Origin of the sequence: Chishuiella sp., from assembly GCF_032109125.1 — a bacterium.
Classification (GTDB): domain Bacteria; phylum Bacteroidota; class Bacteroidia; order Flavobacteriales; family Weeksellaceae; genus Empedobacter.
Genome location: NZ_DAMCLZ010000001.1, coordinates 544,670 through 561,668 on the forward strand (window position 1 = coordinate 544,670; position 16,999 = coordinate 561,668).

15 protein-coding genes are annotated in these 16,999 nt (G+C 26.6%); 6 read left to right on the top strand and 9 right to left on the bottom strand.

All coding sequences use genetic code 11. The features are described from left to right. The 5 genes from RT575_RS02460 to RT575_RS02480 form a co-directional block, all read right to left on the bottom strand. On the bottom strand, positions 1 to 1,245 hold the full coding sequence (locus RT575_RS02460; RefSeq protein WP_313578530.1) for a T9SS type A sorting domain-containing protein: 1,245 nt from the start codon (positions 1,243 to 1,245) through the stop codon (positions 1 to 3). A 6-nt stretch (positions 1,246 to 1,251) separates the two neighbouring features. After that, positions 1,252 to 2,655 carry an HmuY family protein gene (locus RT575_RS02465; RefSeq protein WP_313578531.1) on the bottom strand — a complete coding sequence of 468 codons (1,404 nt, stop codon included), beginning with the start codon at positions 2,653 to 2,655 and terminating at the stop codon, positions 1,252 to 1,254. Between the two features lie 11 nt (positions 2,656 to 2,666). Further along, on the bottom strand, positions 2,667 to 4,817 hold the full coding sequence (locus RT575_RS02470) for a TonB-dependent receptor domain-containing protein (protein ID WP_313578533.1): 2,151 nt from the start codon (positions 4,815 to 4,817) through the stop codon (positions 2,667 to 2,669). Between the two features lie 184 nt (positions 4,818 to 5,001). Beyond that, positions 5,002 to 5,553, bottom strand: coding sequence for an acyl-CoA thioesterase (locus tag RT575_RS02475; RefSeq protein ID WP_313578535.1), 552 nt, complete (start codon positions 5,551 to 5,553; stop codon positions 5,002 to 5,004). Positions 5,554 to 5,569: 16 nt separating this feature from the next. Further along, positions 5,570 to 7,069: a GH3 auxin-responsive promoter family protein gene (locus tag RT575_RS02480; protein WP_313578537.1), complete on the bottom strand. Its 1,500-nt coding sequence runs from the start codon at positions 7,067 to 7,069 to the stop codon at positions 5,570 to 5,572. Between the two features lie 239 nt (positions 7,070 to 7,308). Between RT575_RS02480 and RT575_RS02485 the strand changes: the two genes are divergently transcribed. The 5 genes from RT575_RS02485 to RT575_RS02505 all read left to right on the top strand — a co-directional run bounded on the left by RT575_RS02485 (position 7,309) and on the right by RT575_RS02505 (position 12,882). Then, positions 7,309 to 9,579 carry a hypothetical protein gene (locus RT575_RS02485; RefSeq protein WP_313578539.1) on the top strand — a complete coding sequence of 757 codons (2,271 nt, stop codon included), beginning with the start codon at positions 7,309 to 7,311 and terminating at the stop codon, positions 9,577 to 9,579. A 223-nt stretch (positions 9,580 to 9,802) separates the two neighbouring features. Next, the gene (locus RT575_RS02490) at positions 9,803 to 10,336 is read left to right on the top strand and encodes a methyltransferase (RefSeq protein ID WP_313384122.1); all 534 of its coding nucleotides are present in this window, start codon (positions 9,803 to 9,805) and stop codon (positions 10,334 to 10,336) included. Next, positions 10,296 to 11,183 carry a glycosyltransferase family A protein gene (locus RT575_RS02495; protein WP_313384120.1) on the top strand — a complete coding sequence of 296 codons (888 nt, stop codon included), beginning with the start codon at positions 10,296 to 10,298 and terminating at the stop codon, positions 11,181 to 11,183. Before RT575_RS02490 ends, RT575_RS02495 begins: the two co-directional genes overlap by 41 nt. Positions 11,184 to 11,187: 4 nt before the next feature. Further along, positions 11,188 to 11,946, top strand: a complete 759-nt coding sequence (locus RT575_RS02500; protein ID WP_313384119.1) for a hypothetical protein — start codon at positions 11,188 to 11,190, stop codon at positions 11,944 to 11,946. A gap of 108 nt (positions 11,947 to 12,054) precedes the next feature. Continuing rightward, complete coding sequence (locus RT575_RS02505) at positions 12,055 to 12,882, top strand: hypothetical protein (protein ID WP_313578541.1); 828 nt, start codon at positions 12,055 to 12,057, stop codon at positions 12,880 to 12,882. A 52-nt stretch (positions 12,883 to 12,934) separates the two neighbouring features. Here RT575_RS02505 and RT575_RS02510 read toward each other — a convergent pair whose 3' ends face one another. Beyond that, positions 12,935 to 13,261: a DUF493 family protein gene (locus RT575_RS02510; protein WP_313384116.1), complete on the bottom strand. Its 327-nt coding sequence runs from the start codon at positions 13,259 to 13,261 to the stop codon at positions 12,935 to 12,937. A 216-nt stretch (positions 13,262 to 13,477) separates the two neighbouring features. On the opposite strand from RT575_RS02510, the gene asnB reads away from it, so the two are divergent. Then, positions 13,478 to 15,088 carry an asparagine synthase B gene (asnB, locus tag RT575_RS02515; protein WP_313578543.1) on the top strand — a complete coding sequence of 537 codons (1,611 nt, stop codon included), beginning with the start codon at positions 13,478 to 13,480 and terminating at the stop codon, positions 15,086 to 15,088. 57 nt (positions 15,089 to 15,145) lie between these two features. On the opposite strand, the gene RT575_RS02520 is transcribed toward asnB, so the two are convergent. The 3 genes from RT575_RS02520 to RT575_RS02530 form a co-directional block, all read right to left on the bottom strand. Next, positions 15,146 to 15,472 (bottom strand): multidrug efflux SMR transporter, encoded by a 327-nt coding sequence (locus RT575_RS02520; protein WP_313384112.1) that lies wholly within the window; start codon positions 15,470 to 15,472, stop codon positions 15,146 to 15,148. A gap of 68 nt (positions 15,473 to 15,540) precedes the next feature. Continuing rightward, positions 15,541 to 16,104, bottom strand: a complete 564-nt coding sequence (locus RT575_RS02525; RefSeq protein WP_313578545.1) for a Crp/Fnr family transcriptional regulator — start codon at positions 16,102 to 16,104, stop codon at positions 15,541 to 15,543. A gap of 77 nt (positions 16,105 to 16,181) precedes the next feature. Further along, entirely contained in the window at positions 16,182 to 16,886 is a 705-nt protein-coding gene (locus RT575_RS02530; protein WP_313578547.1) for a phosphoadenylyl-sulfate reductase, read from the bottom strand. Between the last annotated feature and the right edge of the window lie 113 nt (positions 16,887 to 16,999).

Below are 16,999 nucleotides of genomic sequence, written 5' to 3' on the forward strand. Positions count from 1 at the left end.
TTAACGTAAAACGACTTTTTTCGATTCAGTCTTACCTCCTGATTGAAGTTTTACAATATAAACTCCAGCAGATAATCGTGATAAATTAATCGATTTATTTGTAAATGAACCCGTAGGTTTATAATTTTCTTGATGAACCAATTGACCATTGATTGAATAAATAGCAACAGCTATATTAGATGATGATGCTTCTTGTGAATTATAAATAATACTAATTGTCTTTGGTTGATTAACATCTGTATAAATACCAAATTTAGTTTTTTCTATATCATTTGTAGCTAAAGAAGCTGTTACATCTTTATACTCAAAACTTAATGTTCCTACTGAACTAGAAGGAATTGCATTAAATTCTAGTTTATAAATTTTATTTGATGAAATGTTTTTTACAAAATAACTAACATCTCTTAAAATATAACTAAATCCATTTAATTTTTTCCAATCATAACCTATTGTATTTATATCTGATTTATATTCTGTAGCATTTTTAGGATTGTTATCTCCTTCTATTTCAGCTACCAATATATTATCTGATTGTAAAGGACCTGTCACTAAATATTTTACATATTCATTTCCCATAGGGTAATCAGTAGTATATTGAGTGAATTTAAGATCCCACTGAGAACTTTCAGGTTCAGGAGTTACAACAGAATCCGTTGTAATATTGAAATAATTAAATATTCTATTTAAAGAAGAATCTTTAGATAAAGAGAATGTTTTATCTTCGCCCCAAGCCCCATTTACATATTTAGAATATGTAAAATCATATGTTCCTATTTTTAAGCTATTTATTTTGAACTTAACATATCCACCAGCTGTATATTCTAGTATAAAAATTATTTTACCTTCTACCACATGAGAAATTGAATTATAATTTCCCCAACCAGATTGTGCAGAAGCTTGATTAAATGCTCCTTCTTCCCAAACAGTATCACTATTATATAAAGTTGGTAAAGTTGATAATCCATCAATAGTTACATTATCCCAGTCATCAAAATTATCTGATACCTCATAAACTTTTGAAATTTTAGTATCATTTACTCTAATTCCTGTTTTAAATTCAGATTTTCTATAAAATGATATATCCCAATCTCTAGTAGAAGTAATTGCTGTTTTATCTTCTAATTTAAAATATACATCATTTGCATAACCTGTTCCCATAGCTGCTTCTGCCTTTATAAGTTCTTGAGCATTGATTGTTGTAGCAATTAATATAGCTGCCACAAAAGAAGTAAATTTTTTATTCATATGTATTTATTTAATTAATTTATATTCAAATCTTGGATATCCTCTAACACCCGAATCATTAAGAAAAGCAAGCATTCTTATTTTGTAATAATTACCTTCACCGTCTTTCAATATATAAAAACGATCTGCATATAATGTTTGAGGAGATGTAACTTGACGCCAAGAGTCACCAATAGCACGTTGATCATTAGAAAATTTTGATTCATCAATCATACTAGCATCAAATTTTTCGTAAGTAATATCATTCTCTACATTTACTCTATAAGCTTTTACTCCAGCTTTTAAATTGTTAACTACAAAGTCTGTATAACCATAAGAGCCACTTCCTGTAATAAGATTAGTAAAAACTGTAAAATTCAAATCCCATTTTAATTTTTCCGGTTCTACACTAACTTCATCATTTGTATTGAAACTAAAGAAAACAAAATTATGAGTTGAATTTTTTACTATTCTTTTCTCATGAAAAGTGGTTTCATCCAAATCTGCATATTGAATTAAATAATCTTCTCCTCTTTTTAAAAATTTAATTTTCTTCCATCCTCTCTCTGTTCCAGCAACAGCAACAGATCCAGCTGCAGGAATAGTTGTTCCTACTGTATATCCTAAGTTTAATAAATAAACTGGATTATCATCATCATTGTCTTTTATCTCAGTAATAGCTGTTTTAAGAATATCACCATCAGGATAGTCGACATAATCTTTATTTGAATCTTCAAAAGTTCCAACTCTTACAGTATTTAAAAAGGTTCTAACTGATAATCTTGTTACTTTAGATAAGTCCGTTTCATCTAAAGCTTTTGTGGCCATATAAATAGATCCATTTATAACTACTCTAGGATAAGTTCCATTATAAAATCCTAAATCCCAGCTATCTCTCTTAACTTTAACTTGTTCATCTTTACTTAAATCAACATAAACTTGATATGGTTCATTGGGACCTCCAATTTCAGGAGCCATTGTACCTCCAATAGAAACATCAAAAGATATTACAAGAGAAGTATAACCTTGTATAACAGCTCCACCTGGATAATCAACTTTAGTAATTTCAAATTCAATTTTTTTATCTGAGCGATCAAAAGGATAAATTAAATTCCTGAATAGGAAACTAGTAGAATTTTGTCCTTTTTTAAAAGGAATTACTAATTCATTATTAACTGCACTAGGAAATGTTGAAAAATCAGTATCATAATTTGCATTTTCTGATTTTATTCTAATATATATTTGGCCATCACTTTCTGCTGTTTTAGAAAATTTAAATTCTATATTTTGTTCAGATGTTATTTTACTAAAATCGATACTTACATTATTAAATGCAGCAACAAAATCTAATCCTTCTGGACTATTATCATCATTACACGATAAAAGAATAAAAGAAGTAAATAAAACGATTATTAATGTATATAATTTCATTATTCCTTTGTTTAATTGATTCCTAAGTTGAATGATAGTTTTACAAAATATGAACGTCCATAGCCGTACATTATACTCGTTGCAGCAGCTGTATGCGCTCCATCTGAACTTGTAGTATTTCTAAGATTTTTTACATCAAATAAATTTCTAGCTCCTAGAGTTACATCAAATTTATTTTTAAAAAATGATTGTCTTACAGAAGCATCTAACCAACTAAATCCTTGTTGTTTACCTTTTTCTAGAAATTGTTCTTTCGTATTATCAGGATTTGTTTTTAAAACATATCGTTGTTCTTCTCCGTTGTATTTATAAAAAGCAGAAACAATTGTATTTGATTTTGAGAATTTATAAGAAATACTAGCATTTGCTTGTACTGTATAAAAATATTTATTATCCTCTTTCTCTACTACATTTGTTTGATCAATTGATTGTTTAATACCAGTAATAGTAGCTCCAATTCCAGCAAAGAAATTACCAAATGAGTATTGATTAAGATAAGTAATTCCCTGAACTTTATAATTGTCTATATTCTCATATAGGTAACGTAAACCATCTCCTGCAATTGGAACAAGTTCAATTTTATCTTTTAAATCAATTTTCCAAATAGATAATTTTTGTTCAAATGACGTTATTGAATTTATATTTAAACTATTCTTAAGATGTAAAAATCCAGAAATTCCTTTTTCAGGATTCAAATTTTCATTTCCTCGTATATCATGATTCACATCAACCATATATGAATACATTTCATCATAATTAGGTAATCTAGGTGAAGTTCCTAAAATACCACGAAGCTCCCAATTTTTTGCAAATGAATACTTTGCACTAAAACTCATCACATACTGAGTATTAAATTGTTCTGAGAACATAATTCGAGCTCCTGGACGAAAGGAAATTTTATCATTTAAAGAAATTTCTGATGAAGCAAAAACATCATAAGTTCCTATTCTTCTTTCAACTGGTTTATTTGGATCAGCATTATATTCCATTGAAATTGGTGATGCATAACCTTTAGTTTGATCTATCTCATAACCGAATTGAAAATCAAAATAATCATTTTTATTAATGAAGTTACTAAACATACCTTTAGAGTAATATACCTTTCTACTTTCATAATCATATTTTTTAATATCATTCTCATTACCAGTCAAAATTTCATAAGTATATGATTTTAATTTACGCTTTTGCTCTTGGTATGAAAGCGAAATATCATAATTTATTGCGTTTTTGAATCTTCCTGATGCATTTAAATGATTATAAATTCTATCTGTTGTATATCTCCTATCATCACTTGTAGGATTATCTGTATCTGTTTGAGGTTGATGATTCAATTTTACCTCAGGATTATAGTACTTTGTTTCTTCATTAAAATATTCAAACTTATAGAACAATCTAAAATTTTCATCTTTGTATTGAACTAATGCTTTTGCTGAATTTTGTAATTTAGGAATCCAATCATAACCTCTTAATTTATCACTAAAAGCATAATTCTTTCCTTGTTTATCATTAAAAAATCCCTGAAAATCATTACGTGAAAAACTTAAATTACCGTAGATTTTATCTGAAAATTTATGTCCGATTTTCAGAGATTGTATATGTTTTCCTTTATTCTTCCAATTGTACTCGTTATTTACAGTTTCTTCTTGTACTACAGCTAAAATATCATAAAGATTTTTTCCTCCCTTTTTTGTAATTATATTAATTACACCTGCTATTGAGTTTGCTCCATATTCAACTCCCATTGCTCCTTCCACGATTTCTACCTGCTGAATATCATCAAGATTTATTTGTGTTAAATCTGTATTGTTTCCAAGCCCTTCGTCGTTTACCAAAGGAATATTATCAACTAATATTTTGAAATATTGACCATCTAATCCAAACATACGAACTGTTGATTTTCCTGTAGATGAGTTAGGAATAATATTCATATTCAATGTTTGATTCAAAACATCTGCAAGTGTGTTTCCTGCTTGTCTATCAATTATTTCTCTTGTAATTACTTTTACTTCGTAAATAGATTTTTTAACTGACTGATTATTATATTGCCCCGAAATAACTGTTTGATCTAGTTCTATTAATTCATTTTTATTTATTGAATCATTTGTTTGTGAAAAAACTTGTAATCCAGATAAACAACTTAATAGAATAAAATATCTCTTCATGTGTTCATGTATTAATTTATTAAACCTTATTTTTAATTAGTCTAATGTTTAATAGTGGCAAATATATATTTAAGTTTTCATTTATTTTTAATTATTCTAAATAAATTTATAAAAAAATAATTTTTATCATAAAAAAAGCCCAATCTTTTAACAGATCGGGCTAAATATTTTTATAATTATTAATTTATTTTTCTATTTCTATTTTAACAGGATGATTCTCCAATAAATAATCAATTAAATCTTTTGATTTGTAGTCAATTGGTTCTTTCATATGTCCTTTTAATTTCCTATGCTCTTCTATTCTATGCAAAGCTTTATAGAACCTTCTTACTTCATTTGTATTTTTTAATATTAATTTAGGAGCCTCTGATTTTTCTCCGTTTTCCTCTTTACAGATCATTGTAAAATATGATGAATTACAATGTTTAACTTCTCCAGTTTGTATATTTTGACTTTCTACACGTATTCCTACTACAATTGAAGTTCGACCAACATAATTTACTGTAGCTTTTAAGGTCAAAAGCTCTCCTACTTCTACTGGACATAGAAAATCTACTCGATCTACAGAAGCTGTAACACAATATTTCCCTGAATATTTAGAAGCACAAGCAAATGCAATTTGATCTAACAAAGAAAGAATAAATCCTCCGTGTATTTTACCACTAAAATTAGAATGTGATGGCAACATTAATTGTGAAAAAGTAATAACTGAACTTTTTACCGTTTTGTAAATCATTTTAAAAAAAATTAAATTATTCTATAATTAAATTAAGTTGATAAAATATATCAGCTATTTTTCTATCATTTGATAATCTAGGAACTTTATTTTGCCCCCCTAACTTACCTATAGATTTCATATAATCCTGAAAACCTCCTTTTTTGATAGTAGAAACAACCAAAGGTCGAAGAATATTTCCTGAGATTAAATCATTATAATAAGTATTTTGATTTCTCATTTGCTTATCTAGCTCTATACTAAAAGCAGCAAAATTTTCAGGTTTAGAATCAAATTCTATAAACCATTCGTGATAAGGCAATCCATCTTTTGGATTAACTTGTGGAGCAACTGTAAATTCTATAATATTTGCAGGATAAATTTCTACTGTTTTTTGTAAAGCTTGTTCCACTTCATGTCCTATTACATGCTCTCCAAATGCTGAAGTATAATGCTTTATTCGTCCTGAAACTAGAATTTTATATGGATTTAGAGAAGTAAATCGAACAGTATCTCCAATATTATAACCCCAAAGACCTGCATTTGTATTAAGTATAATTACATAATCTTTATTAATATCAACATCTTTTAAAGATATTCTTGTTGAATTGTCATTAAAAAATTCATCAACAGGAATAAATTCATAAAAAATTCCATTATTCAATAGCAATAATAGATCATCTGATTCTTGAGTATTTTGATAAGCTATAAAACCTTCAGAAGCAGGATAAGTTTGTATGCAGTCAATATTTTTACCTATGAGCTGATTAATTTTATCTTTATATGGTTCATAATTTACACCTCCTGTTACCATTAATTGTAAATTTTTAAAAATTGAAGCTATATTTTCTTTTCCGGAAACTTTAATTAATCGTTCAAAATACATAATTAACCAAGGAGGAATACCAGAAATTAAAGTCATATCAGCCTTTACAGTTTCTTGTACTATTTCATTAACTTTAGTTTCCCAATCTTCTATAATATTTGTTTCATAAGATGGAAGTCTATTTTTTTGTAAATAATTAGGCACAAAATGTGCACTAATACCTGATAACCTACCTACTTTTAAATTATTTTTATCTTCTAGAATTGGACTTCCTTGTAGAAAAATCATTTTTCCATTCACAAAATTTGAATTATTTGTTTCGTGAATATAGAATAATAATGCATTTCTTGCTGAGTTAATATGTGTCGGTATAGACTCTTTTGTTAAAGGAATATATTTTGTTCCAGAAGTTGTTCCAGAAGTTTTTGCTAAATAAATTGGTCTACCTGGCCACAAAATATCAGATTCACCTTTTACAACATCCTCAAAGTAATCTTTCAATGCTTCATAATCTCTAACTGGAACATATTGCTTAAAATCAGTATAAGATTTAATTTTATCAAACTGATGATTTTTACCAAACTTTGTGTTTTGTGCAGAAGTAATTAATTCATTTAGAATCTTATCTTGAAACTCTAAAGGATTATTTATCCATTTTTGTTCTTTATTTACAATATACTTTGCAAAAAATTTAGCTAAAAACGCTTTCATTTGATTTTCTTAAAACAATATTATTGGTCGAATTTAAAGCATTATTCTCAATAAATAACCTAAAATGTTAAGAAATTTATTCATAAAATTATGTGAAATTATGATATACAAAATCATAATATTTTTTAAAAAACATACATATATATATCATTTATAAAAACTTATAGAATATTTTAAATCATTATATAAGATTTTTCTTTATCATGCGTTTTATTGTAGATTTGTTTTTATTTCCAATCATGAAAAAAATTATACTAACGTTATCTGCAGCGAGTATTTTTATTGGCTGTTCTACACAAAATAATAGCTTCAAAAATCGTCAATATCACAAAATGACTTCTTGGTTTAATGGTATTTTCAATGCTGAAGATTTATTAGATAAAAAGAAAGTAGAATTAGAAGATGGTTATGATGAAATTTATTCTAAAATTTTACCAATAGGATTAGAATATTATTCTGTTTATGATTCAATAAATAGTAATTTTTCTAATAAAAGTAGCATTGGAAGTTCAAATAATAATAGTGATAAAGTTGAAACTCCTACTGGTTTTCAAGCAATAGAAGCAAAAGCTACAAAAGCAATTGAAAATCATTCCATGAAAATTAGAGGACATGAGGAAAATAGCATGATCGGAAGAGCTTATCTTTTAATTGGAAAATCTTTATTTTATCAAAAAAAATATTTTGATGCTCTAGATCCTCTTAATTATGTTATAAACAATTTTAGAGGCTCGAAATATGCTCAAGAAGCTAATATTTATAAAACTATTGCAGAAATTTACGGAGGAAATTATTTTGATGGAGTTGATACATTAGAAAAATTATATGAATCTGACCCTTATAAAAATAAAGAATTTAAGGTCATGATTGCTCGCAGTTATGCACAATTACTGATTGATCAAAAAAAGTATGAGGAAGCTTTAGATCCATTACAAAAAGCTGAGTATTTTTCTAAAAATAAAGATGAAAGAGTTCGTTTATTCTATGTTATGGGACAAGTTTTTTCTATATTAGGTAAACAACAAGAAGCAGGAGAAGCTTTTACAAAAGTGTTTAAAATGAATCCTGGATTTGATATGGAAATCAAATCACAATTGGCAATAAGTGCTAATTTTAACCCTGAGACAAATAATTATGCTAATTATAAGAACAATTTATTAGATATTTCTAAAAAAGGGATTTATAGTTCTAAGAAAAATGAATTATATTATGGAATATCTGAAATGGCATTTAGAGCTGGAAAAACGGATGAAGCTATTGAATATGCTAAACTTAGTTTAAAAGAACCAATGTCTGATCCTTATATAAGAGGTAAAGCTTATGAAAATTTTGGAAATATCAAATTTAAGCAAAATGATTATGTATATGCTTCTGCCTATTATGATTCTGCACAAACAAGTTATAAATCAAAAGAAGATCAAGATAGAATAAAATTAAGAAATGAAGGACTAAAAAAATTAATGGAAAAACATTATTTAGTTCAAAAAAATGATTCTATTTTAAAATTAGCACAACTTCCAAGAGAAGATCAGAATAAGTTTTTTACAACTTTTATAGAGAATCTTAAAAAAAAGGAAGAAAAACAAATACAAGAAGAAAAATCTCAAATGGAGACCTTTCAGTTAGAAACTAAAGGTGTAAGTTTCACTAATAGTTTTAACAATACAGACAAGGGTAAATTTTACTTTTATAATCAAGGTTTAAAATCATCTGGACAAGAGGAATTTAAGCGAGTTTGGGGAGGGATACAATTAAAAGATAATTGGAGAAACTCTAATGCTATAAATACAGTAACAGAAGATCGTCAAGCAGAATTAACTGGTCAAGTAAGTGCAGGTAATCCAAGAAGATTCGAAATTGATTATTATTTAGAACAAATCCCAACTTCTCAAAACGATTTAAATAATTTAAAAATAGAAAGAGATACAACTCAACTTTCATTAGGAATTGGTTATTTTGATGTTTTTGATAATCGAGATCTTGCTGCTAAAGAGTTAAATGCTTTAATTGCTTCACCTCCAAAATCAGATGAAGTAAAATTGAAAGCGTCTTATCAATTATATCGTATATACAAGAATAGAGATCAAAAACTAGAAGATAAATATAAAAACGATATTCTTAATAATTATCCTAATACAATATATGCTGGATACATATTAAACCCAGAAGTTGAGTTTATAACTCCAGAAACAAAAGAAGCTTTGGATGCATATAAAATAGCTTATGATTTGTATAAAGATGAAAAATATGCTGAGGTAAAAAATAAAGTTCAAGAAGCTATTAATAAATATCCTACAGAAATTATTATAGCAAAATTTGCTTTACTAAATGCTTATGCAGTAAAACAAACTGAAGGAGAAGAAAAATTTGAACAAACTCTTGAAATTGTAACTACAGCTTACGAAGGAACTGATGAAGCTAAAAGAGCTAAAAAATTATTGGATAGTTTACAAAAACGAAAACAAAATAAGGAAACTAATAAAGATTCAAATAATGACTTTGAACATTAAAATATAAAAAAGGCTTAAGTTTTAAAAAACTTAAGCCTTTTTTATATTAAATTGAATAAAACAAATATTTTCAATTAATTTGATATTTATAAAAATAACTCATTTTTAAGTATATATTAATACTAAATAAACTTTTTATCTAATAAATTAAAAAAAACAACGCTTAAATATTTATTATTAAATATAGATGACTAAATTTAACCCATAAAAAGAGAATATTAAAATGTATAAAATATATCCACAAAAGCGATATAATGAAACGTTAACACTATTAAATAAATTTGCAAAACCTACAGATAAAATATTAGATCTAGGAATTAAAAATCCATTTACTGATGTAATGTTAGAAAATGGATATAATGTGCAAAATACTAATGGAGAAGATTTAGATTATTATTACAAAGAATTACAAAATTATGATGCTAACTTTGTAACAGCTTTAGAAATTTTAGAACACCTAGTAAATCCAATGGAAGTACTTAGAAATTTACCTGGAGACAAATTACTAGCAAGTATTCCAATGCGATTATGGTTTTCTGAAGCCTATCGTAATAAGAATGATCCAAGAGATGTCCATTACCATGAATTTGAAGATTGGCAATTTGATATGTTAATGGAGAAAGCTGGTTGGAATGTTATACATCGTCACAAATGGACACATCCTTCAAATAAATTAGGAATTAGACCATTATTAAGAAGAATTACACCAAGATATTATGCTGTCTACGCAGAAAGAAATAAAAACTTTACTTACTAAATATACTGTCGTTATACCTGCACATAATGAAGAAAAATTTATTGCTATAACTTTAGATTCTATTGTACAGCAAACTGTATTGCCATATCAAGTAATTATCGTAAATGATAATTCTACAGATGGAACTCAAGAAATTGTTGAACAATATGTAGCGAAATACCCTTTTATAAAAATTAGAAATATTTTATCAAAAAGTGAACATCAACCAGGAAGTAAAGTTGTACAGGCTTTTTTGAAAGGATATGAAATAGCAGATATTAATTTCGATATTATTGTTAAATTAGATGGTGATTTAGAATTACCTAACAATTACTTTGAAGTAGTTTTAAATAAATTCAATCAAGATAAAAATATTGCTATGGTTGGAGGATTTGCGTATATTGAAAAAAAAGGAGATTGGATTTTAGAAAATTTAACAGACAAAGATCATATACGAGGAGCATTTAAAGCTTATAGAAAAGAATGTTATGAAAAGATAGGAGGTTTACATCCAGAAATGGGATGGGATACTGTAGACGAATTATTATGTAAATATTACGGATGGGATATTATAACTGTGGAATCTCTTCACGTAAAACATCTAAAACCAACTGGCGCTAGTTATAATAAAGCTGCTCTTTATAAACAGGGTAATGCCTATTATATTCTTGGCTATGGTTTTTGGATTACTTTAATTGCTGCTACAAAATTAGCTTTCCGTAAGAGACGGCTTTCATATCTTTTTTATTACTTAAGTGGCTTCTTAATCGCTAAAAGTAAAAAGACTAAAAAAATGGTCAATAAAGATCAAGAGAAATTTATTAGAAATTACCGTTGGTCTAAAATGAAACAAAAATTTAAAGCTTAAAATTATGCGAAATTGGTTTTCAATATTTATAGTTTTCTTCTCAATTATTAGTTATTCTCAAAATAAACTGATAACAGGTTCTGTTGTTGTAGATGAAGGAAGTGAAAATGGAGTTGCTGTATCAGGTGTTCGTATAGAAAACTCAAGAACAGAATCTAGAACATATACAAATTCTAATGGATATTACTCTATTCAAGCAAATATTGGTGATACAATTTCTTATGAAGCAGATTTTGTTACAACAAGAAAAATTATTGTAAATGAAAATATCTATAATAAAGGTTACTTACAAGTACATTTAGATATTGAAACAATTGAATTAGGAGATGTTACATTAGGAAAAGGACCTTTGCAACCAAAATTTCATAAAGATGATAAAACTGATTTATATGATAGAATTGGTTTAGACCAAAGATTAAGAGATTTGGAACCTAAAAGAGATTTAGCAAAATTTAAACCATTAGATGTTTTAAACCCTGTTAGATTAATTGGTCATATAAATGGATTTTATAGAAATGAAAGAAAAGTTAGAAATTATGAGGCTAAAATATCTCTTATACAAGAGGTAAAACATTATTATCCTGTAGATTTTTATACTAATCAATTGCATATACCTGAATATAAAATTGAAGAATTTTTATATTACGTAAACGCAAGGTATCCTTTGAAAGATAAAGTTCTTAGTAGACAGTTTGGTTCGATTATGATTGATTTAGAGTCATATGCAAAAGATTATTTAAAAGAGTTAAATCAAAATCAATAACTATTCTTAATAGAAATTTAAATTATAGCTAATTAATGTTAACATTGTATCCAATAACAATTTAAGATATATCTTCGTTTTGAAATTTAACACATTAATAAATATCTATTGAAACCACTACTCACGTATTTTATTCTACTTTTGTCACCATTAGTCTTTGCTCAAGAAAAATGGATACAAGGAAATATTATTATTGATAATTCCGAAGATACCGCTGAAGGTATTTATGTAACTAATTTACGCACAAAGCATACAACAATTTCTAATTTTACAGGAACATTTTTTATTGAAGCTAAAGTTAATGATACTTTAAAAATACAATCAGATTGGTACGAAAATAGATCAATAATATTAAAGCCAAATCTTTTTAATAAAACATCTATAATTGTACACTTAGCAGTAGAAACTATTCAATTACAAACAGCATTGATAGGTCAAAAATTAACTGGTATATTAGAAAAAGATACTAAAAATGGGAAAAAGCAGGATGTTATTACTAATCTTTATAAAAGTTTAGGAGTTAATCCTGATTTAAAACCTATAAAAGATACTTCTTCTATAAAAGCAGGATTATTTAGTGGTGATATCACCTTAACCCGTTTAGATGTTGGTCGATTATATGATGTTTTTTCTGGAAAAGCTAAACAACGTAAAGCTTTGATTGATTATGAAGATAGATATGATAAAATTACAAAAATTAAGAACTACTTTGGTGAAGATTATTTCACAAAAGATTTAAAAATTCCATCTTTTAAAGTAAGAGATTTCATTAATAATGCTTTAGCTAATAATGGTAATAATATGCAATTAAATGATGTAAATTATTTTAAGTTATTACAATTATTCAATTCCTATAGCAAAGTTTACTTAGGTTATTTATATAATACTACTCCAAATACGACTAAACCTATTATTAAGGAAGAAGTTGATGAATAAATAAAAAATGGCTCGAAATATTTCGAGCCATTTTTTATTTATAAAAGAAGTATTATAACATAATTACTCCATCTATTTTAGATATTTCTTTATAATAATTAATTACTGTATCAGCATCTATAATATATAATTTAATTGTAATAGATGTATATTTTCTATTTGCAGAAGCTTTATAATCATATTCTGCATTTGTTCCTGCAAATACACTTTTTATTTGATTCATAGTTTCTTCACTTGAAGGATATATAAATTTAAAAATATAATCACTAGGAAACTTTTGTACATCATCTAATCTTTCTTTAAATTTTGCGTAAAAGTCTTGTTCATTATGTGAATTATCTGGAATTTCTTCGAATGTATAGTCTTTATTGTTGTCCATAACTTAATTTTAAAATAAAATAACAAAAACAATACCACTCCTCCAAATTGAAATTCTAAATAAAAAGATAGACATTTTGTCATATTTTAATGATAATTTTAACAAAATCGAATATTTTTATTTAAATATTAAACTAATTAACGTTTAAATGTTTATTTTGTAAATTACAATAACAACATTTGTATGAAATAATAAACGAAATAAAACAATAACATTATGTGTGGAATATTAGGCATATTTGACAAAAAAGACTTAGATGTACAATATGTACAAGAATTAAGTAAAAGAATGAGACATCGTGGACCAGATGAGCAAGATTATGAATTAAATGAATCTAAGACTGGAATTATCACTCACGAACGTCTTGCTATCATAGATTTACAAACTGGTAAACAACCAATAAAAGGAACAAATAATGCCTATGTAGTTCATAATGGAGAAATCTACAATCACATGAAATTAAAAGCAACAGAACTAAAAGATTATTCTTTTGCTACAAAATGTGATAGTGAAGTTATTGTAAAATTATACGAAAAATATGGTACAGATTTTTGTAATTTATTAGATGGTGTATTTGGATTTATCGTAATGGATGGTGACAAATTTATGGTTGCACGTGATCCAATTGGAGTAAAACCTTTATACTATGGACAAGATAAATCTGGCGCTTACTATTTTTCATCAGAATTAAAAGTTATTGAAGATCAAGTTGAAAAATTAGAAGCCTTTCCTCCAGGTCATTATTTTACAAAAGAAACTGGTTTTGTAAAATATTATCAACCAGAATGGGAAGATGATAAAAAATGCACTGATCAATTAGATTTAGAAGTATTAAGAGACAGCTTAATCGATGCTACTAAAAAACGATTAATGAGTGATGTTCCTGTTGGGGTTTTACTTTCAGGAGGATTAGACAGTTCACTTGTTTCATCAATCACGTCTAGATTACTAAAAGAAGAAGGAAAAGAATTACATTCATTCTCTATTGGTCTTGACGATACTGCTCCTGATATTATTGCAGCAAAAGAAGTTGCTGATTTTATTGGAACTAAACATCATGCAATCCATTTTTCTTTCGAAGAAGGTTTAGCTATTATAGATAAATTAGTTTGGCATTTAGAAACATACGATGTTACATCTATCCGTGCTTCTACTCCAATGTATATTATGTCAAAATACATTACAGATATGGGAATTAAAGTTGTTTTATCTGGAGAAGGAGCTGATGAAATATTTGGTGGTTATCTATATTTTCATAATGCACCAAGTGATGAAGAATTTCAAAAAGAAACAATTCGTCGTGTAAAATTATTAAGTACTGCAGATTGTTTACGAGCTGATAAATCTACAATGGCTTGGGCTCTAGAAGCACGTGTACCATTTTTAGATAGAAATTTCTTGGATGTTGCAATGAAAATTGAACCAGATGCAAAACGTCCTAACCGTACAAAAGGTAAAATAGAAAAATATATTTTACGTAAAGCTTTTGATGACAAACAATCACCTTGGTTACCAGAACATATTTTATGGCGTCAAAAAGAACAATTTTCTGATGGTGTAGGATATTCTTGGATTGATGACTTAGTAAATCATTGTGCAGAACAAATTACTGATGAAGAAATGGAAAAAGCAGCAGAATTATTCCCTATTAATACTCCTACTTCCAAGGAAGCTATGTATATGAGAAAAATATTTGCTAAACATTTTCCTAGTGAATCAGCTGCTAAAACTGTAAAAAAATGGATACCAAAATGGCAAGAAAATGAAGATCCATCAGGTAGAGCATCAACAATACATGAAAAAACAACAGAATCAGTTTCTATATAATTTTTCCAAAAAAACCTCCGATTTAATAGTATTAAATTGGAGGTTTAGTTTTCTATATTAATTTGAAACCATTTTAAGTCCTATAATAGATCCTATTAAAGTAAAAATGAAAAATAATCTCCAGAAAGAAGCAACTTCTTTAAAAACTAAAATTCCTACAATAACAGTTCCTACAGCTCCAATACCTGTCCAAACACCATAAGCTGTGCCTAATGGTATTGTTTTAAGAGCCTTCATTAGTAAAAACATACTTGCAAACAAACAAAAAACAAAAACACCATACCATAAATACATTGTAGATCCTGTAGATTCTTTTGCTTTACCTAAAGATGATGTAAACCCTATTTCAAATAAGCCAGCAATAATTAAAAATATCCAATTCATTGTTCTTTATAATTTTTTTACAAAGATCATCTGAATAATTCTATTTTCTTTTTACATATGTTAAAAAATTAAATCTCTGCTCTAATTCTACTTAATGTAACTTGAGAAATACCAAGATAAGATGCAATATAACCTAATTGCACACGATTAATTAAACTTGGATTATCTTTTAATAATTTTTGATATCGTTCTGTAGCTGATTTAGATTTATGAAAAATAAAAATTTCTTCTGTTCTCATTAAATCCTTCTCTGTAAATTTTCTACCCCAATTAGAAAATTCTAAATTAAAATTATAAAGATTATATAAATCATTGGTGTTTATCTCATAAAGCTCACAATCTTCTAATAATTCTACAATTTCATAGCTAGGTTTATTTTCTACATAACTTCTAATAGAAATGATAAAATCTCCTTCTTGTCCAAACCAAAAAGTTATTTCATTTTCTTTATCTAAAGTATAAGCTCTAGCAATTCCTCTTTTTATAAAATAAACCTTTGTTTCAACTCTTTTAGTATCAAACAATATTGAACCTTTAGGTAAAGTAATTAAATTTATCTTACTTTTTATCAATTGAATAGAATCTTTAGAAAGTAAAGATATTTTATTTAAAATTTGTTCAATTTCCATCATTAAATATAATCAATATATAAAATAAATATCCCAGTTTTTAATAAAAACTGGGATATTTATTTATAATCTATTAGAAATTATTTACTATGTAAACCACATTCTTTTTTAGTTTCATCTTCCCACCACCATCGACCAGCACGAAAATCTTCGCCTTCATTGATTGCTCTAGTACATGGCGCACAACCAATACTTATAAACCCTTTGTCATGCAATGGATTATAAGGTACTCTATTGTTTTTTAAATACTCAAAACAATCTTCTTTTGTAAAATGAATTAATGGATTGAATTTATATAAATTTCTTGACTCATCAAATTCAATTTCAGACATTTCATGTCTATTATTTGATTGTTCTGCTCTTAAACCTGTAATCCAAACATCTGCATCTTTTAACGCTCTGTTTAAAGGAATTACTTTTCTTATAAAGCAACATTCTTTTCTTAATTCTACAGAATCATAAAAAGGATTAATTCCATTGTTATCTATAAAATTTTCTAACTCGGAAGTTGGAGGATAAAATGCTTTTATTTTTTGTTGATATTTTAACTCTGTTTTATTCCAAGTTGTATATGTTTCAGGAAATACTCGACCTGTATCTAATGTAAATGTATCAACATTTTTTAAATTTTGACTAAATATAGCGTGTGTTATTACTTGATCTTCAAATCCAAAACTAGTAGAAAAAACAATTTTTCCTTGAACATTTTTATCAAGGAAATTTAATTTATCTTCTAACGTTTTATAATTATTAATTTTGTCTAATATTTCTTTTAATATATTCATTTCATATTCTTTACAGTTTCTCTATAAAAACTATAGAGAAAATATTAAAACAAAATTAAAAAATATATAATGTATCAACAAAATATGCATGAATAGAATTAGTATAAAAAAGA